This window comes from Neoalteromonas flava, from assembly GCF_002807685.1.
GTDB classification, from domain to species: Bacteria; Pseudomonadota; Gammaproteobacteria; order Enterobacterales; family Alteromonadaceae; genus Alteromonas_E; species Alteromonas_E flava.
Window position 1 is genome coordinate 1 of record NZ_PEAX01000008.1, and the last position, 17,848, is coordinate 17,848.

Consider the following 17,848-nt stretch of genomic DNA (forward strand, 5'->3'; position numbering starts at 1 on the left):
GAAGGTTTACGCTTCGCAATCCGTGAAGGTGGCCGTACAGTAGGTGCGGGTGTTGTATCTAAGATTTTGGACTAATTGTTCAACTCTAGATAACACTAGAAATTGAAGAAGGCCGCATTAGCGGCCTTTTTTGTGTCTGTCGTTTAGCAATCATTCTTCGATTCCCGCCTGTAGCATCGGGGAGTGAGTTTATCAGCAAACCCGCGGTGAATACGTCCATGTACGCTTGATTTCGCCATCCATGGCTTCAACAGTTTGCTGATAAACTCACTCCCCAACGCAACGGCTCGCAATGGTGTACAGCCCAACTATCACGTGATTCTAGCTCGGAGGGCAGGGAGGCTGTTCAGTTTACCGAGTGTCGCTGGCAGGGAGCCAGCGAGCAAGCCTAAAGGGTAATATTTACGGCGGCTCGGGAAAATGAATAGGCGCACTGGCCGGGAGAGCGGGCTACAGCGAGTCAGGCTTTGACTCTTCGACTTTCGCCCTTATCTACACAGCGGCTAACATTGGTATATAACTCGAGCAAAGCGTCGTTTTTAGCTCGTAGTGCTGTCAGGCTTTGGCAATTTATCTAAAAATATTATTTACTTAGGGTTAAGTTTAAATATAATGACCGCCAGCGATGAACTGCTGAATAATAGCGATGGATTGCAGTTAATAATAATTCTAAAAAAGAACGCGCTAATGAAACGTCCAATAAACACGACTCTACTGGTACTTCAGTTTTTACTGCTGTGCTGCTCAAACTCCGTATCCGCTGCCCTAATTACTTTTGATGATACTACGTCTTCTGGAACCTTTATATCGTCCCCCTATAGCGAAGGTGGATATGATTTTACCTTTGGTAAAGGTATGTACTATGTTGATTCTGCCTACTCTGCTTGGACTGGTTTGTCTGCGTTCGACGGTGACGCTCTTCACTTTAATACGGCATCTTCATTTGCTTCTATTCGCTCTTCCGATGGAAGCGCATTTTCGTTAGTTAGTTTGTTTGCTGGCACCTTGCGCACTAGTTCGAATGATCAAGGCTATGTTTATTTCGATGGCTTGCGGTCTACGGGAGAATTAGTATCAACCTACATTTATGCCGGAAACAAGGCTGCAGAGTATTTGTTTACAGATTTGACCGATTTAGTTCAATTGACTATTCACCGCGACATACTTAATTTCCCGGTTATTGATAATCTTGTACTAACTGCATTTCAGCAGCCTGTATTTTTCACTTCAGCGCTTCACGCAGCCAAGCCGATGGTAACCGCAAACGAGCCTAGTGCATTATTGGCACTTTTACTGGGTTTTTCCGTTCTACTACTGGTTCGAATGCCTAGGTAGTTGTCTGCCTTCTACGGCTATTTTAATTTAAGCTTGTGTATCAAAAAATCAGGCCGTTTGTAATAGTGGCTTTTAGATGATGCAATTACGCAATATCTTGTAAATAGGCCGTCATTCAGCAAAGGTGTTTCAAGTGGATATAGTTGTACAAGCTTTACAGCAACTCACGCAATGGGTCAGTCCCTACTATTCTGAAATAGCATTAACCATTATTGCAACAATTCTGGTTGTGTATGGGGATGTTATCAACAAACATATAAAGCGAGCGCTTAGTCCCTATCATTTTATCGTGCGCACCGGCATCTTTGTTTTGATCTGTGCATTTGGCTACGGTTTGCTGATTGTGTATACCACGCCTTGGGTCAAAGAGCTGATTTTGTTAGTCCCAAGTCTCTATCGTGGCTTGGCGATAATTTTCCTATTCTTACTACTCGGTTATCTAGCAGAGAACCGTCGTTACATATAGTCACTAAGCAAAATCTACCTTCACAGCATTGATGATAGTGTAATTTTTCCCATGAGGGACTGTATCCAATTTGATACGGTTATCATTGGCAATATTCCCGAATTTCATTTAGGCCTTGGTATTCTGTGCCCTGTGCCTTGCTATTAATGCGCTGGCTGAGATTGGCAATGTTCTTGCACTGTGAACATTGAAGTAATAATCAAAGAGGTAGATGTATGCGAGCGTTTAAATATTCCGCAATAGGTTCTTTATTCATACTCACAGCGTGTGGTGGTGGCTCGTCAGGACCGGCAGTCGATGACCCAGTTGTGACGCCAGCGCCGACACCAGCCAGCCTAACTCTGAATGTTTCAGATGCACCAGTTGACGATGCCCTTGCGGTCGTTGTTGAGTTCGACTCAATAGAGCTTACGGGCAATGGTGATCCGATTGTCTATAACGTTACCGATGAACAGGGAGGCGCGCGTCAGATTGATCTGTTAGCGTTTCAAGGCGAAGATTTTGCCACTCTATTGGATAGTGTTGAAATTGAAGCTGGAACCTATGGACAGTTGCGCCTTAACGTCACAAACAATTCCTTCATTGAGATGACATCTGGGACTTTTGACCTGCGGGTACCGAGCAATCAGTTAAAGCTCGATGGATTTACTATCGATGAGTCAGAGCAAGCGCTGTATACGGTTGAATTTGATTTACGTAAATCGTTAGTCGCACCGCCAGGGCAAGATGCTATATTGCTTAAGCCTAGAGGCGTCCGAGTAGTCGAGAATAGTGAAGCTGGGACTATCGCTGGAACTGTAGATGAGTCGTTATTGGTAGTAGAGCAATGTGCCGATAAAGTCGATATCGCAGTCGGTAATGCTGTCTACATCTATGCCGGGACGGATTTTACGTTAGACGTACTTGGTGATGATGCCGATGAGCCAGCAGATATTAACGAAATCTCACCGGTTGCGATCGGTGAAGTGTCACTAAATACAGACACTGAATATGCCTTTGAGGTTGCTTATTTGCCGGTTGGAGATTACACCGTTGGCTTTACGTGTTTAGCGGCTAACGATGAACCCGAAACCGATGAGAATGTTGCCGATGGTTTTAGCATTCTGCTGCAGCAATCAGTTAGCGTTAGCGCCCAGCAAAGAGTGAGCGTTACGTTTGAGTAACGTCTAGTTGCACGTCAAAATTGATAACTCAGCACTAGGCGAAGCTGCTGCTGAGTTATTGTTTCTGACTGCGAAAACTGACGGCGATTAGCCGCCCGATTCTTATTCCAATGGTATTCACTACCGAGTTCCCAGTGGCTATTAATTGCATAGCGCCAGGCGACGGTAACCCCAATACCGTGACTATTATTTTGATCTTGTGGCCAGCGGTCATCTTCATCGACATCCCATAGATCAAGTCGTGCAGAAATCCGGTGATCGCTATCGTTCCAAGAAACAGCGACATACGCTGAAGAGAAATCGGCGTATACAAAACGGCTACCCATATCGGTCGCTCCGTCGAGAACTTGCGCCATGACCCGCCATTGAGGAGATAACTGATGCTGGAACGTAAGTGAATGAAACTTTGTGCGCCACGCATATAGCCGTTGTTGATTGACCGCGGTTGGGTCCGCTAGGTTGTCATAGTAGTAGTAGCGAACTTCGGTTTTGCGGAAGTACCTTGCCTGTAGTCCAAGATAAAATCCCCATTTCCCGTCAATCTCGGTAAACGGTTCAACGTAATTTGGGCCATTGACTAAATCTTCACTGATCACCGTTGGAATGGGTGAAAAAGGAATTTTGTCGTGATGCAGGCTTTGTCGGTCATGCAGTGCAAATCCGCGCCAAGTGAGCAATGAACCTATTGGGTCATTGCCTTTATACACGCCGAGATGGGTTTCCCAGCTCCACGGACTGCGTCTAGCCCGGCCATTAGATAGCAGGCTGAATTCGGCACCAAGGGTACGTAGTTCCTCGCCAAACCAGCTATTGATTGCCGATTGGGTGTAGGTATATGGTGATAACCAGCCGGGCTGGGTATTTTCAATCGATAGCTCGGGATAAAAGAAGCCTACACGAGATTGAAACTTAACGGTCTGTTGCATAAGTGGTTTGTAGCGAATGAATGCTTGCGTTAGGCCTAGTTTTCTCTCTCCGTCAGAATAGATGTTGCCAACCATATCAATATGCCACGCATCAGCCCAATCATGTTCTAAGCGTATAAACCCCTGCTGCAGTAATATTTCGCTTCCCTCGGAACGTAAAATTCCGCTTCCTTGAGAGAGAAAGTTAGGTTCTGAACTACTAACACTTAATCCGCCTTCGACGCGACCAGATATCTCCTGTGCTATTGCTGAACTGCAACACATGAAAAGTAAGACGAAAAGTATCCGCATCATTACCTCATTCTAACTAAGGGCATTGGAAACAAGGTTGTTGGAGTAACCATGCAGTAATCGCTTCGGCTGGCTGTGGGCGGGAAATATGGAACCCTTGTGCCGTGGTGCATCCCATTTGATGCAGCAGTGCAACGCTTGCTTGGTCTTCTACTCCCTCCGCGACCGTGCTAAGTCCAAGATTTTTCGCCATGGAAACAATCGTTTTGACCATTGTTTGATCATCGCTATTGGTCGCAAGTTGCAGCACGAAAGCCTTATCTATCTTGATCTCATCCACCGGCATCTTCTTCAATTGGGCAAGAGAAGAGAATCCGGTACCAAAGTCATCAATGGAAAGCTTGATCCCCATACGGCTCAACATGTGCAGTGCGTTGATCGCGATTTCAGGTTCAGCCATTACTGCACTTTCGGTCACTTCTAGAATTAAATGCTTCGGCTGCATGGAGAATTCGTTGAGCAACGTTGATACCATCAAAGGAAGCGATAGATCGGTAAGGTCAATGGCTGAAATATTAACTGCCATAGCCACTTCAATACCTTCTTTGCGCCATTCACTTTGTTGCCTGCAAGCTTCTCGTAATGCCCATTGGGTGACATATTTTATCGCACCGGTTTGTTCAGCCAGCGGAATAAACTCATCAGGAGGAATAAAGCCATGCTCAGGGTGGGTCCAACGAATTAAACACTCAACACTGTCAATTTGGTCCTGCTCGATGGTTAACTTAGGTTGGTAAAAAAGGGCCAGTTGACCAGCAGTGAGTGCATCCTTTAACTCACCCATTAAGCGCAAGCGCTGCACAGAAAAAGTGTTGAGTTCGGATGCATACAGCACATGCTTCTTGTGTGTCGACTTACAATGATTGAGCGCAATATCAGCGGCCTGCATTAGCTCGCTTGGCGTTGTTGCGTGCTCAGCATAAGTCGCTCCACCTATACTCACATCGATATCGAGAGATAAATTCTGCAGACTAAAAGGCGAGTTAAATTGGCTCGCGATTTCATCCATGAGCTGTTCGGTATTGGCATCTTGTGTGCCAATCAGGGCAAATTCATCACCACTTAAACGAGCGATGAACAAGTCGTTGCGAGAGCCGTGTTGGAGTCTTTCCCCCACTTGCTTGAGAAGTTCATCCCCTGCAGTATGACCAATGGTATCGTTGATTTCTTTAAAGCGATCGATATCGATAAAGACAATGTTAAATGGCGTGTCGGGGTGGGTGGAAATTTGCGTCTCCAATCGCTGCATAAAGCTATTGCGGTTGGGGAGCTGGGTTACTTCGTCATAAAAAGCCAGGTGTTGTATTTCCTGCTCACGCTTAATAATCCCTTGCTGCATTGAACTGATCGCGCTAGATAGGGTGTTCACCTCGGTCGTGCTTTGGTGAGGCAGATCATCGACAATAATCCCTTGGCGAATTTGCTGTGTCATGGCCACTAATTTTTGGATCGGCTGGGTTATGCCATTGGCGATAAACAATGCACTTAAAAGTGCCAAGCCAGCCGCAATCACAAGCAGTCCAAACAAGCGCCCAAGTAAAGCGTTGTAGGATAAATAGGCATTCTCTTCAACGGTAGACAACATTAATTGGATTGCAGCGGACGGCGGCTCACCGAGGGAGAATAAGGCATATATATAATGACCACTGGGTAAATAACTATCCTGTAGAGAGCGGTCTTTGTTAATCTCAACGGTGTTGAACTCTTGCTGAATATCCGCTGAGTAACTTGATGCAACAAACTCAAAGCTTGAACCACTTTGCCGGATAAAACTAACGTCCATAGATGTCAGGCGAGTGAGCTTTTCATTCATCAGCGCATCAATTGATTTGGCAAATACAAGCCATGCAATCGGAGTCCGTGAACGCGGTGTATTTTTTACGGGAGCGGCTTTAGCCAAAAAAAACTGCTGTTCATTGGCAATCCAGGTAACCCCGGTCTCAGCCATTGTAGCAACCAGCGTGGTGTCTATTTGATTAAAATTATCTGAAGCTGAAAGTAGCACACCATCCTGGCGAATAACGGCGAAACCTTCTGCATCGAAACGCTGCATAAAGTTCTGCATCGCCAGCTCTAATGAGGCTGGATCTGCACTGGCTTCGACAATCAGTTTCTTCACGCTAAAATCATCAGCCAGCGTTGCCCCAGCGCTTTGCAACACATTTGCGGTATCTGATAAGTGCTCGCGGATCACTGTGTGAGCCACATCGGTGTAATTGCGTAATACTCCAGTAGAATGCTGGTATGTAGCAGATTGCACGATATACAGGGTAAACGTGACAATGATGACGACAATCGTAAGAAAGCTGATTAGCAGTTTAGTGCGCAGCGCAACACAGGCTGAAAGCCAACGTTTAATCATAGTCACTTAATCCATCGGATGCTTCATAGTCGCCTAGACTCGGCCATAAATCTTCAGTCAATGTCAGACGGGTTTCGGTTTGATCAACGCTGACTGATATAGGGTGGGACGCATTGCGGTCGTTGGTTCTAATTCTTGGATGCCAAATTGACAACAGGTAATCACCTTCAGGTAGGGTCAGCGTCACTTTACCTTGCGCGTTGGTTTGTCCAAAGAATGGTGTATCTGCTACATAAATATAGCCCAACATCCAGTCATGAATATTGCAACCGAGCTCGACCTCGCCAGCTGTTTCGAATAATAGAGGATCAACATCCAACTCACTGTAAAGTTTCAGTTCGAAGGTTTTGGCGGGTGAAAATGAGTAAACATGGTGTTTCACGCTATCTGAGTTGGGAAAACTCACCTTGGTGCCACGTTGGACCACCAAAGTATGCGGCACAAATTGGCGATTAACCTGATCCATTACCGCACTCAAAGAGGCTGCTGGAGCAGCAGTATCGCTGGCGGATAGTGGCTTTGCTAAGACGGCTATATTAGTAAGTGGGCTCCCATCATTGGCCACTACCGTCGCAGTTAGTTCACCACCAAAAACCAAGCTAACCCCAGCGACCCCAATAATCGCAGTTCCAAAAGCACGCCACCGCATAGTTGCTCTCACCTGTTAAATACATAGTTACTATGAATAACAGAACGGTAAAAAGCGAATTTTATTCCTCTAGCCTTTAAATTAATGATTATCTGGTTTGGATAAAGTATAAGGAGTCGCTGAGAAACACTTTTCGAGTTTGTGCTTGCGTGAACCAGTGGTCGGAACCGTTCGCGGGTAGCAAAACAGCTCCTTTATTGCCGCTATCCCTTAGTTTGGCATACATGCGTTCAGAATGTTTATAGCGCACTACGGTATCGCGTTTGCCGTGAAACATGAGTAGTGGCAAGGTATTTTTGTCCGCTCTTTCGTGCGGTGATATAGCCGTTAAGTTACTGCTCGTGATCTCACCTGCAAAATATTGCTGAGCGTGCTTATTACGCTCCCATCCGTCATTGTCAGAAAATAATATGGTTTCTTCATCCAATAGTTGTTTCATATTCGAAACTCCCGCAGATGAAATTGCACAACGAAATTGTGCTTGCGCCTCCACAGCGGCTAATAGCGCAACGTAGCCACCGTAACTGTGGCCAATGATACAGGGTTTACGTTGAGCGACTCTTCCACTCGCTAGTACCGCTTGAGTGCCTTCATAGACATCTTGCTGCATACGTCGGCCCCATTGTCCGTACCCAGCGTTTAAAAACTTATAGCCGTAACCTGAAGATCCGCGAAAGTTGGGCTGATAGACGGCATAGCCATTAGCCACAAAGAAATCGCGGATCCAATTGAAATCGGCATTATCGCGAGAGTGAGGGCCACCATGGGGTAAAACGATAAGTTCAGGCTTAGTGTCACTGACGTTAGGCAAAGTTAAATAACCGGGGATTGTTAAACCATCGGTTGCGGTAAAGGTAAACGGTTCTGTTTGCGTGGGCTGTCGCTCAGCCAAAAGTGGATATTCTTCTCCCAGCAAGGCGATTTCTCCTGCACCTCGATCGTACAAGTAATAGGTAGGTCCCAATCCAGTACCACTCACCACTACAGTCAATAATTGACGATTGCGGGAGTAGCTCAGGATCTCGACCTGCGCTTGTTCAAATGTAGCCTGCAATGAACGGTAGATACCGGCGAGTTCATCATCGAAAACAAAATGTTGTTCGAACACGTCGCGAACAACTGTTGCACCGAGGAGTTTTCCGGTATGCAAATCTTGATAGAAGTCATTGTCGAGATCATGTTCGGCAAATCTAAGCAAGACATTGCGTTTGGCCTGCAAATCTTCTTTGGGCGTGGCATAAAGCCCCCAAACACCATTTGATGTGGTCCACCGCACGTATGCAGTCTCGCCATTGACGGCGAGTATTCGCGGTATGCCAAATTCTTTCTCTGGGAAATATTGTACTTGGTTATATCCGCTACCATCGGATTGCTTCCAATACGTTTCCCAGCGCTCGGCGTTATCACTGTATTGCTGATAGCCAAGAAAGTCGCCAGTGTCGTCAAAAATCCATGAAGCCCCGTTACTATTCGGCATAAACACTGATTCGATTAACTCAGTGTCACCCGTTAACACATTCAGCTTGAACAAGCCTTCGCTGCGTGGCGCTTCCAAATTGGCTCTGTAGGTATTCGACACGTAAACGTGCGCAGCATCAGCGGGTAGGGTGTGTTCCAGACGCATGCCGTTAGTGTTGTATCGGTAGCGTTCGCTACTGAACGGAAACAGGGCCTCACCGTTGATTGTATTAACTAACGCAGTGCGGAAAAACGTGTACCACATTTGGGCTGGCGCGTAGTGATAAGGCACTGTAATCGTCAGCATAACCCGTTCGTCAGCTACCCACCTGAGATCACGGATCTCGCCTTCGTTGACAGCAAAAACAATCGGCTTTTCTTGATTTTCAGTCAGTGACTGCATCACCAGTGCATAGCTATCCTTGTTACGTTGTAGAAAAGCCAGTTTGGCGCCGCTGGGCGATATCTTCATGGTTTTAACGTCGGGCAACGAACCAAAAGCTGTTACTAGCGGTTCTTCAGCCTGACTGAGGCTTATAAAGCAAAAAAATAAACTGGTGAATAATGCTAAGTACTGCCGCATATCCCTAACTCTGAAATTTCCTTTTTACGAACTGTATCGAATTTCCTAAAGATTGCCTAGCTCAATGCTAGGCTCTTTGACAAACAGTGATTTAACTTGAACATGCGACTGAGTATTGCATAATGGGCGTCCGCTTGGTTCTGGTTTTATTTATGTTTCTGCTGACTATTTATGTCTTGATTGCATTGGGATTTTCATTCTTATGCTCCATTGCTGAAGCCGTGATTTTAAGTATTTCACCCGCTTATATTTCTTCTCTGAAACACCGTGATAAGCCATCAGGTAAGCTCTTGGAGCGTTTATCCAATAATATCAACCAGCCATTAGCTGCTATCCTGACGTTGAATACCATTGCACATACGATGGGCGCCGCAGGGGCAGGGGCACAAGCGGCTGCTGTGTTTGGTGATGCCTATCTTGGTGTCATTTCCGCTGTTCTTACGTTATTGATTTTAGTCTTTTCCGAAATTATACCTAAGACCTTAGGGGCGACGTTCTGGCGCCAACTTGCTCCAGCGACGGCCTATTTTTTAAAGTATTTAATCATCTTGCTCTACCCATTTGTCAAAATGTCCGAATGGCTAACCAAAGGGTTTAAAGAAGACAGTCCATTGCGCGGACTGAACCGCATGGAATTGCAAATGATGGCAAAACTATCTGCTGAGGAAGGTCAGTTAGCCAATCAAGAAGTGGCATTTGTGCAAAACGTATTGAATTTACATAGCCTTAAAGTAAGAGATGCGATCACCCATCGCACGCGCATATTTTCCGTTGATGAGAGTACCAGCGTCGAGGCTTTCTTTCATAAGCACAGTAATATTGAGTTTTCACGGATACCGGTCTATGAAGACAACGACAGTGAAAAAATAACCGGTTATGTGATGCGATCTGACCTCCTAGTTGCGCAGGCCAGAGGCAACGGCACAAAGTCGTTACAAGAATACGTGAAACCTTTGGTCACTTTGTTAGACTCTATGCCACTGTCGATCACATTCAATCACTTTATTGATAGCCATGTGCATATGCTATTGGTGGTTGATGAATATGGTGGTCTTGTGGGTATCTTGACGCTCGAGGATTTGCTCGAAAAATTACTTGGCGTTGATATTATCGATGAAAAAGACAATGCCGTAAGCATGAAGCGCCTCGCGCGGATTGTCTCCAAGCGCCAGGAGAAGCGCCTAGCTGACGCTCAATCATTTGCTGATCCGGAAAGCTAACGGGGCAGAAACGAATTCTGCCCCGTTTGTCTTAATTTTCTACTGCAAGTGACGCCATATCGATAACGAAGCGATGAGCTACATCACCTTTACTGAGATGGGCGAACGCATCATTGATCTCTTCGGCTCGAATGGTTTTGCATTCAGGGTGTATATCGTGCTCTGCACAAAAATCCAACACTTCTTGGGTTTCTTTGATGCCACCAATCAAAGAGCCGGCGACCCGCCTGCGGCCCATGATAAGGGGGATAGTCATCGACTCTTCCATTGGACCGACCTGGCCTACGATCACCAGCGTACCATCAACATCTAGTAATGGCGTGTAATCATCGACATTATGCTTCACTGGCACCGTATCTAAGATCAGATCAAAGGATGCCATGGCAGCTTTCATAGCCGCCTTGTCGGTAGATACCAGAACGCCTTTTGCACCACTCTGCTTGGCTTCGGCAGACTTGGCGTCAGAACGACTGATTACCGTAACCTCTGCGCCCATTGCGGCTGCTAGTTTTACAGCCATGTGTCCAAGCCCACCGAGTCCGATTACGCCGACTCGAGACCCTGCTTTAACACCCCATGTGCGCAATGGGGAGTAGGTAGTGATCCCAGCGCAAAGGATAGGGGCTGCTCGGCTCATATCGAGTGCGTCAGGCACACGCAGGACAAATTCTTCGCGCACAACAATGTGCTTAGAATAACCACCTTGAGTCGTCTCTCCGGAAATTCGATCGGGTGCGCCATAGGTTGGGGTCATGCCGTTGCGGCAATATTGTTCTTCATGATTGTGACACTGGTCACACTCTTGACAACTATCAACCATACAGCCGACCGCTACCGAATCACCTACCTTGTAACTTTTAACTGCTGGACCCACGTCAATCACTCGCCCTACAATTTCATGGCCAGGTACGAGTGGATAGTGTTGGTCGCCCCAATCACCATTTACCGTATGCAAATCAGAGTGGCAAATACCACTATATAAAATCTCGATAGCCACATCATTGTCACGTAATGCGCGTCTTTCAAAATGATAGGGCACCATGTGTGCATCTGAAGAATGTGCTGCGTAACCAATTGTTTGCATAAGCCCTCGCTGCTTGATTATTTGATTTTACGTTAGATAGATAATGATAGTAGTTCAACAAAGATCAACCGCCAGTAATATCACTTTTATTGTTAGTGCATTATGTGACTGCTAAATAGTTCCTGAATGTATTCCGGAAACGCTAAAAAACCGCCGGCTGCGAAAATGCAGGCATTGCGCTCGAGTAAATCGCCAAGTAAAAAATTCAAATAATTTGAATGTTTTATTGCAAATGTTTCGCTATCTAATTTAACTGTTCAGGCTAATAATGAATTCACTGGGTTTAATTTGATTAAATAGTTTGAACTTTTGGAGATAGACATGAATAAATTATCAGCATTATTTACCTCACAACCTTCTTTGGCACCAGTGGCATTACGCTTATCAGCTGGGGTGATTTTCGCAGCCCATGGAGCGCAAAAACTGTTTGGTTGGTTTGGTGGTTATGGATTAGAAGGCACAGGACAGTGGATGGCATCAATCGGTCTTGAGCCTGGCTACTTAATGGCTTTGATGGCGGGTAGTGCAGAATTCTTTGGCGGTTTATTTTTACTGCTTGGTCTGCTTACGCGACCTACTGCGTTAGTGTTGGCGGTAACCATGCTGGTCGCCATTGTATCGGTGCACTTAGAGAATGGTTTATTTATGGCTAACAATGGTTATGAATTTGGCTTGAGCTTGCTTGCGATATCGGTGGCCCTAATGGTGTCAGGAGCAGGGCGATTCGCACTCGATAATGTTGTACAGCAACGTCTCAATGGCAACGCATAAGGAGGCAGATTATGTTTAATGTCAGATTATCTGACGCCCGAGGTCACGCCAACTTCGGTTGGCTTGATAGCCGGCACACGTTTTCTTTCGGGCAATATTATGATCCACAGCACATGGGGGTGTCAGCGTTACGAGTTATCAATGACGATAAGGTAGCGCCTGGTGCAGGATTTGGTACCCACGGTCACAGCCATATGGAAATTATCAGCTTGGTGACTGAAGGAGCGATGGTGCATAAAGATAGCGAAGGGAATGAGCAATTGCTACCCGCGGGTGAGTTCCAATTGATGTCAGCAGGCAACGGGATCACGCACAGTGAATTTAACGCATCGACGACTGATCCTTTGGCTTTTTTGCAGATCTGGATCCAACCCAACGAGCGCGGTGGGCAGCCCGGCTACCAACAAAAGCGGTTTGACTTAACTCTGCCGCAGACCATGGTGATTACGCCTGATGGCAGCAATGGAACATTGCAAATCAAGCAGGACGCCAGTTTAAGTCATATCAATTTGACGGCAACTGATAAATTAACGATGGGGTTAGTCGAGGAGCGGAATTATTATCTTCATGTTATCCAAGGTGATATTTCTGTATGTGGGCACTCATTATCATCAGGTGATGGAATTCACTTTAGTGAAGAGTCGGAACTTGAGTTAATCCGCAATTCAGATAGTGAGACGACTGCGTTACTGTTTGATTTGCCTTAAAGCAACCGCACAGGTGGCAATTGCCACCTGTTGTTGAATTGGCCATACTGAATAATCTAAACCTAAACCGAATTCCTCATGCCAAATCCTATCAACCTTGATGCACTTATGGTGCTTAAAACGATACAAGAGAAGGGATCTTTTGCGGCCGCTGCCGAGGCATTGTTTAAAGTTCCTTCGGCACTGACTTACACGGTCAGTAAATTGGAACAAGAGCTTGGCGTTGCATTATTTGATCGCAGTGGTCATCGCGCCGTGTTGACGCCGGCAGGACAATTAGTTCTGGAAGAGGGGTTGCAATTATTGCAGGCAGCAAACCGTTTGGCCGAAAAAGTCAAAGAGTTGGAAACCGGATGGGAGCCCAGGTTAACCATAGCTCTGGATTCGTTATTACCGTGCACACCGCTGTTAGGACTTATTGAGGATTTTTGCCAATTACAAAAGCCGGTGAATATTCAAATCATTGAAGAAGTGTTAGGTGGTAGTTGGGATGCTTTGTATACCCAACGTGCTGATATTGCTATAGGTGTGAGTGGAGAAGTCGCCAGTGGTTTATATGATATTGCGCAAATTGGTGAAGTTGAATGGGTGTTCGCCGTTGCACCTCATCATCCCTTAGCAAGACTTAGTGAGCCGGTAGCGGCAAACCAAGTCCAAGAATTCCCTGCAGTTGTAGTATCGGATTCATCGCGCACGTTAGCGCAGCGCTCATCGGGTTTATTTGCTGCCCGACAAACCATTAGCGTGAGTTCGCTAGCGCATAAAATTGCCGCTCAAGTACAAGGTGTTGGTGTTGGCTTTTTGCCGCTACATGCGATCAAGCAAGAACTCAAAGAGCAAAAATTAGTCATTAAATACACGGATATTCCGCGCCCGCCCATTCCGATATACCTAGCCAAAGCGAAAACAACGCAAGGCAAAGCGGCGACTTGGTTTTATGAACACGCCACTGAACAAAATTGGTTAAATTGAAGTAAGTATTCACCAACTTTTCTGCGTTACTAGTTTTAGGTAGGTAACATCGAGTCATGCTGAGTAGCTTATCTATTCTGGTTTACTCGGTTCGGATTTTTGCGCATTGTGATCAAGCTTAAATTTACCGAGTACACACACACCACTTTTATCCGCAAGATTCGTGATACGCAGTTCGCCAGCGTGAAATTTTGCAATCGTGCGTGCGATGTATAGACCTAGACCGAGGTGAACACTCGTATCTTGTGGGTCGTTCACTTGACGAATGGACACCATAGACTGAAACAGCTCTTGCTCCATACCGCTGGGTAATTGACTACCGTAATTGGTAATACTGAGGCAAAAATACTGTGATTCTAGCCAAGTATGTATTCGGATGGGAGAGCCAGGAGTGCTGAACTCAACTGCATTATTGATAACCTTGTCGAGTAATTGCGCGAAGAGATCAGGGATACCGTTGAGATAGACGGTTGCGATCTTGCTGGTAAACTCAAAGGGATGAGTTTGATAGAGCGCAGAATAACTGTCGCTGCACGTGCGGATGACGTCAATTGCATCAAACTTAACTTTATTTTCGCTAACGAGCGCGGCTTCCATACGTGTCGCTTCACTCATTCGGGTAAGAATACGACTTAACCGCTCAATACCGCTTAGCGCTCGTTGAGTATATGCGCGCTGCGATTCATTCTGTTCAATGGTCATTAAATTATCTAACGAAGAGCGCACAATGGCGACCGGCGTGCGCAATTCATGAGATAACCGCGATGCCATATTCTCAAGGTATTGAGTGTAATGAGTCAAGCGTGTAATCACGCCAGAAAACGCTGCTGAGAGATCGCCAATTTCATCATAACGAGGAACCTCAGGCAAAGTACCAACGATGCGGCCACTGTCGTCAATTATGGTTTCTGTAGCGTCGCGTAGTTTGCGAATGCGGTTAGTAATGCGCGCAGCAAAAAATAAGATAGTGGCGATAGCAACAAAGGTTATTGCCAGCATTACATGAAACAGTTTCTCTAGTGCACGATTACGCAGTGTTCTAATCCCATGGGTCGTTTGTTCCACCACGACTGCCCCCATCACTTGTTCATCAATAAAAATAGGATGAGCGGCTGACAGGATAACGGCTTTGTTATCTGGGCTTAACCGCCATAAAGCACTTGCGTCGCCCTGTAGTGCTTGTGCGATTTCATTGCCCTCTAGGGCAAATGCGTTCTCTAATTCATCAATAAAATCATTGCTGGGTTGCGTCAACACGAGGTAGTACAAGGGAAGCAGCCAGCGCTCTTCGATCTGTGCCCACCAGGATGATTGGCTGCGAGCTCGGTTGCCAGCATTGATCCCTGTCGCACTTTGAATGTCACCCGCGCGCGCGAGCACGCGCAAGTGCTTGTCTACGACCCAAACCCGTGAACGGGTGTACTGTAAACTCGTTAATAAACGTTCAATTGCTCCGGATTGGGTCGCGATAGTACCTAATTCTTGCTGCTTGTTTGGATCTGAAGTACCAATAATACTCACAACCGACGCAGTGACAGATTCATCCACATCGACCATGGCAAATGCCAAATTGCCGGCAGTCATCGCTTGCGGAAATCGGATCTCGATGTTGTAGCCCTCAGCAGTTTCGACCCACTGCCCTTGAATACGATTCTCGTTGCCCAGTATTTGGTAGCTGTTGGCTTCTGGGGCCAGTTTAAACCCATTGACCCAGCCAGATTGCCGTGGCGCAATTGCATAGCGTGTAATGTTGCCACTGGTATCACTCATCGCAATCATTAGATGGTCATTCTGGGCTATGCCCAAAGCGTTAGCTGGGCGACGGATCCAGACATTATCCTTAACAGCGAACATGGCATACACATAGCCCTGATAACTACCCACCGTATGGTCAAAGGTAAGGCTAACCGGTTGCGCGAGTGGCGCTTGTGCATCGTCGATCCGATAGCGAGCATCATAATGGCGGACGATGGGTTGAGCATCGCGCCAGTCAGTAAAATCGCCATCGAGTTTTATCGCTTGTCGAATTGGCACCGCGTAAAGATCGGTGCCCGGCCGAACGCTCTCTCTTTTGGTCGCCGGTGAATCGAACAGGGCCTCTCGTTCATGCAGAGCACTGGCGATTGCGCGAGCTGTACCAATCATGGTTTGCTCTTGACCCGTTCTAAGGTATGACTCTAGTTCCCACACATATTGATAACCTACATATGGAATGGCCAACAAAAATACTGACATGAGCAATAGCTGAGCACGAATGGGGATCCGGACCATCTAATCACTCGTGCGCCAGCGATAACCCATGCCATAAAGGGTTTCGATACGATCGAAGTTAGCGTCTAGTTGGACAAACTTTTGCCTGATCCGCTTAATGTGTGAAGTAATGGTAGTGTCGTCTACAACCATCTTCGAATCGTCCATTAATTGTTGCCGACTTTTCACATGACCCGGGCGTTTAACTAACGAGTACAACATCCAAAATTCGGTAACAGTCAGATCAACGGTACGTTGCTGCCATCTCACCAACATACGGTTGGCGTCTATCTGTAAGTCATCAAGCTCAATTAACGACGCCTGATCAACAGGGGCATGTAACAAATCAGTGCGCCTGAATAATGCCGCAACACGGGCCACAAGGTGCGGTAAAGAAATATCTTTAGTAATGTAGTCATCGGCTCCCATGCGCAGGCCACTGACCGTATCAATATCATTATCACGCGCGGTGAAGAAAATAATCGGCAATGCAGATGACCACTGACGTAATGTCTGGCAAAGCAAAAAACCACCATCATGTTCGTGCTGTAAGCCAATATCGATTATCGCAAGGTCAGGTAAACGCACTGCCATGGCAGCTTCTGCGTCAGCGCGGTTGTCGTATCCCACGACTTTGTATCCTTGGCGACTAAATGCTGCAATGTAGTTTTCCCGTAGTGCGGGATCATCTTCGACTAATACAATTCGTTTCATGGCGTTTTCGCTGTTTACTTATAGCCCGCAGTCTACCGCAAAAACTATGTGACAATAGTGCTGGCAATGAAATTCCATTTTTCTGCCACAATTCGCCACGGTGTTGGAATATTCCTGCAATTTCATCTGTAAAGTATGCAATTTCTGGGTGATGAGCTTCGGTTAGAAGTGGTTGTTGCTATTAAGTTACAACACAAAGGAAGGATGCCTTATGTCACGCCTGCTCGTTATTTTCTTATTTCTTCTAGGAAACGCCGTTGCCGCTGATGAACCTTTTATTGTTAGTTATCCACCGCATTATGAAATTGAACCGTGCAAAAAGATCGTACAACGGGCCTACGCGGACTTGGGGATTACTGTTGAATTTGTCGAATTGCCAGTTGAACGCCGGCTGTTTAGTTTGTCGAAGGGGCTAACCGATGCTGATGTGGGAGCAAGGCAGCGACAATTTGAGCAATATGAAAATATCGATGCTGTACCGTTGTCTTTGACTACGGTGTACTTGTATTTGCTGTGTCATTCAAAAGACTGTTCGCCCCAAGTGCTTAAAAATGAGCGACTAAAAGTGCATTCAACACATTTTGGTCTTGGCATGCTGAAGACCTTATTCGGTGATGATGTGAAAGCGCAAATCACGACCATTGAAAATTACCGTACTCTTATCGATATGTTCCATTTGCGACGCGCAGAAAGTATTGTTTATGTTACCGGAAAAGACTTAACGCAATGGCAGCAAGAGCATACTGCAAGTGTTGCGCTGTTGCACGAAACGCCACTTTACCATGTAGTAAATCATCGCCATGCGGCACTTATTCGACCACTTACACGGGCTCTTAGGAAGCACTTGATGGCGAGTCAACGAATTGAATAGGGCGCTTTGATAGCCGCTATTTGTCG

At 46.2% G+C, this 17,848-nt stretch carries 16 protein-coding genes; 9 read left to right on the forward strand and 7 right to left on the reverse strand.

Features of this window, described 5'->3' with window-relative positions; translation table 11 throughout:
* The 4 genes from CSH92_RS15740 to CSH92_RS15755 form a co-directional block, all read left to right on the forward strand.
* Positions 1–75: EF-Tu C-terminal domain-related protein (locus CSH92_RS15740; RefSeq protein ID WP_164084780.1), on the forward strand; the 75-nt coding region annotated here is incomplete at its 5' end.
* A 612-nt stretch (positions 76–687) separates the two neighbouring features.
* Entirely contained in the window at positions 688–1,335 is a 648-nt protein-coding gene (locus CSH92_RS15745; RefSeq protein ID WP_124916984.1) for a hypothetical protein, read from the forward strand.
* Between the two features lie 133 nt (positions 1,336–1,468).
* Positions 1,469–1,801: a DUF3392 domain-containing protein gene (locus CSH92_RS15750; protein WP_100658613.1), complete on the forward strand. Its 333-nt coding sequence runs from the start codon at positions 1,469–1,471 to the stop codon at positions 1,799–1,801.
* Positions 1,802–2,016: 215 nt separating this feature from the next.
* Complete coding sequence (locus tag CSH92_RS15755; protein ID WP_100658614.1) at positions 2,017–2,964, forward strand: DUF4382 domain-containing protein; 948 nt, start codon at positions 2,017–2,019, stop codon at positions 2,962–2,964.
* A gap of 14 nt (positions 2,965–2,978) precedes the next feature.
* Here CSH92_RS15755 and CSH92_RS15760 read toward each other — a convergent pair whose 3' ends face one another.
* The 4 genes from CSH92_RS15760 to CSH92_RS15775 form a co-directional block, all read right to left on the reverse strand.
* The gene (locus CSH92_RS15760; protein ID WP_124916985.1) at positions 2,979–4,184 is read right to left on the reverse strand and encodes a hypothetical protein; all 1,206 of its coding nucleotides are present in this window, start codon (positions 4,182–4,184) and stop codon (positions 2,979–2,981) included.
* A 13-nt stretch (positions 4,185–4,197) separates the two neighbouring features.
* Positions 4,198–6,543, reverse strand: a complete 2,346-nt coding sequence (locus CSH92_RS15765) for an EAL domain-containing protein (RefSeq protein ID WP_100658616.1) — start codon at positions 6,541–6,543, stop codon at positions 4,198–4,200.
* Entirely contained in the window at positions 6,536–7,192 is a 657-nt protein-coding gene (locus CSH92_RS15770; protein WP_100658617.1) for a methylamine utilization protein, read from the reverse strand. Before CSH92_RS15770 ends, CSH92_RS15765 begins: the two co-directional genes overlap by 8 nt.
* Before the next feature lie 88 nt (positions 7,193–7,280).
* Positions 7,281–9,233 (reverse strand): alpha/beta hydrolase family protein, encoded by a 1,953-nt coding sequence (locus CSH92_RS15775; RefSeq protein ID WP_100658618.1) that lies wholly within the window; start codon positions 9,231–9,233, stop codon positions 7,281–7,283.
* Positions 9,234–9,385: 152 nt separating this feature from the next.
* On the opposite strand from CSH92_RS15775, the gene CSH92_RS15780 reads away from it, so the two are divergent.
* Complete coding sequence (locus CSH92_RS15780) at positions 9,386–10,453, forward strand: CNNM domain-containing protein (protein WP_100658732.1); 1,068 nt, start codon at positions 9,386–9,388, stop codon at positions 10,451–10,453.
* 31 nt (positions 10,454–10,484) lie between these two features.
* Here CSH92_RS15780 and CSH92_RS15785 read toward each other — a convergent pair whose 3' ends face one another.
* Complete coding sequence (locus tag CSH92_RS15785; RefSeq protein WP_100658619.1) at positions 10,485–11,537, reverse strand: NAD(P)-dependent alcohol dehydrogenase; 1,053 nt, start codon at positions 11,535–11,537, stop codon at positions 10,485–10,487.
* Between the two features lie 321 nt (positions 11,538–11,858).
* Here CSH92_RS15785 and CSH92_RS15790 point away from each other — a divergent pair, with 321 nt between their 5' ends.
* From CSH92_RS15790 to CSH92_RS15800, 3 genes are all read left to right on the forward strand, one after another.
* On the forward strand, positions 11,859–12,308 hold the full coding sequence (locus tag CSH92_RS15790) for a DoxX family protein (protein WP_100658620.1): 450 nt from the start codon (positions 11,859–11,861) through the stop codon (positions 12,306–12,308).
* Positions 12,309–12,319: 11 nt separating this feature from the next.
* Positions 12,320–13,015: a pirin family protein gene (locus tag CSH92_RS15795; protein ID WP_100658621.1), complete on the forward strand. Its 696-nt coding sequence runs from the start codon at positions 12,320–12,322 to the stop codon at positions 13,013–13,015.
* A 78-nt stretch (positions 13,016–13,093) separates the two neighbouring features.
* Complete coding sequence (locus CSH92_RS15800; protein WP_100658622.1) at positions 13,094–13,987, forward strand: LysR family transcriptional regulator; 894 nt, start codon at positions 13,094–13,096, stop codon at positions 13,985–13,987.
* A 72-nt stretch (positions 13,988–14,059) separates the two neighbouring features.
* Here CSH92_RS15800 and pdsS read toward each other — a convergent pair whose 3' ends face one another.
* Both pdsS and pdsR read right to left on the reverse strand, forming a co-directional pair.
* Positions 14,060–16,258, reverse strand: a complete 2,199-nt coding sequence (gene pdsS / locus CSH92_RS15805) for a proteobacterial dedicated sortase system histidine kinase (RefSeq protein ID WP_100658623.1) — start codon at positions 16,256–16,258, stop codon at positions 14,060–14,062.
* Positions 16,259–16,951, reverse strand: coding sequence for a proteobacterial dedicated sortase system response regulator (pdsR, locus tag CSH92_RS15810; protein WP_100658624.1), 693 nt, complete (start codon positions 16,949–16,951; stop codon positions 16,259–16,261).
* Between the two features lie 211 nt (positions 16,952–17,162).
* Between pdsR and CSH92_RS15815 the strand changes: the two genes are divergently transcribed.
* A complete protein-coding gene (locus tag CSH92_RS15815) occupies positions 17,163–17,822 on the forward strand; it encodes a hypothetical protein (protein ID WP_100658625.1) in 660 nt (219 codons plus the stop codon).
* Positions 17,823–17,848: the final 26 nt, after the last annotated feature.

Coding starts and splice junctions, on each gene's coding strand:
- CSH92_RS15800 (WP_100658622.1), top strand. CDS start 13,094: ATGCCAAATCCTATCAACCTTGATGCACTTATGGTGCTTAAAACGATA.
- CSH92_RS15775 (WP_100658618.1), bottom strand. CDS start 9,233: ATGCGGCAGTACTTAGCATTATTCACCAGTTTATTTTTTTGCTTTATA.
- CSH92_RS15770 (WP_100658617.1), bottom strand. CDS start 7,192: ATGCGGTGGCGTGCTTTTGGAACTGCGATTATTGGGGTCGCTGGGGTT.
- CSH92_RS15785 (WP_100658619.1), bottom strand. CDS start 11,537: ATGCAAACAATTGGTTACGCAGCACATTCTTCAGATGCACACATGGTG.
- pdsR (WP_100658624.1), bottom strand. CDS start 16,951: ATGAAACGAATTGTATTAGTCGAAGATGATCCCGCACTACGGGAAAAC.
- CSH92_RS15795 (WP_100658621.1), top strand. CDS start 12,320: ATGTTTAATGTCAGATTATCTGACGCCCGAGGTCACGCCAACTTCGGT.
- pdsS (WP_100658623.1), bottom strand. CDS start 16,258: ATGGTCCGGATCCCCATTCGTGCTCAGCTATTGCTCATGTCAGTATTT.
- CSH92_RS15765 (WP_100658616.1), bottom strand. CDS start 6,543: ATGATTAAACGTTGGCTTTCAGCCTGTGTTGCGCTGCGCACTAAACTG.
- CSH92_RS15755 (WP_100658614.1), top strand. CDS start 2,017: ATGCGAGCGTTTAAATATTCCGCAATAGGTTCTTTATTCATACTCACA.
- CSH92_RS15745 (WP_124916984.1), top strand. CDS start 688: ATGAAACGTCCAATAAACACGACTCTACTGGTACTTCAGTTTTTACTG.
- CSH92_RS15780 (WP_100658732.1), top strand. CDS start 9,386: ATGTTTCTGCTGACTATTTATGTCTTGATTGCATTGGGATTTTCATTC.
- CSH92_RS15815 (WP_100658625.1), top strand. CDS start 17,163: ATGTCACGCCTGCTCGTTATTTTCTTATTTCTTCTAGGAAACGCCGTT.
- CSH92_RS15760 (WP_124916985.1), bottom strand. CDS start 4,184: ATGATGCGGATACTTTTCGTCTTACTTTTCATGTGTTGCAGTTCAGCA.
- CSH92_RS15790 (WP_100658620.1), top strand. CDS start 11,859: ATGAATAAATTATCAGCATTATTTACCTCACAACCTTCTTTGGCACCA.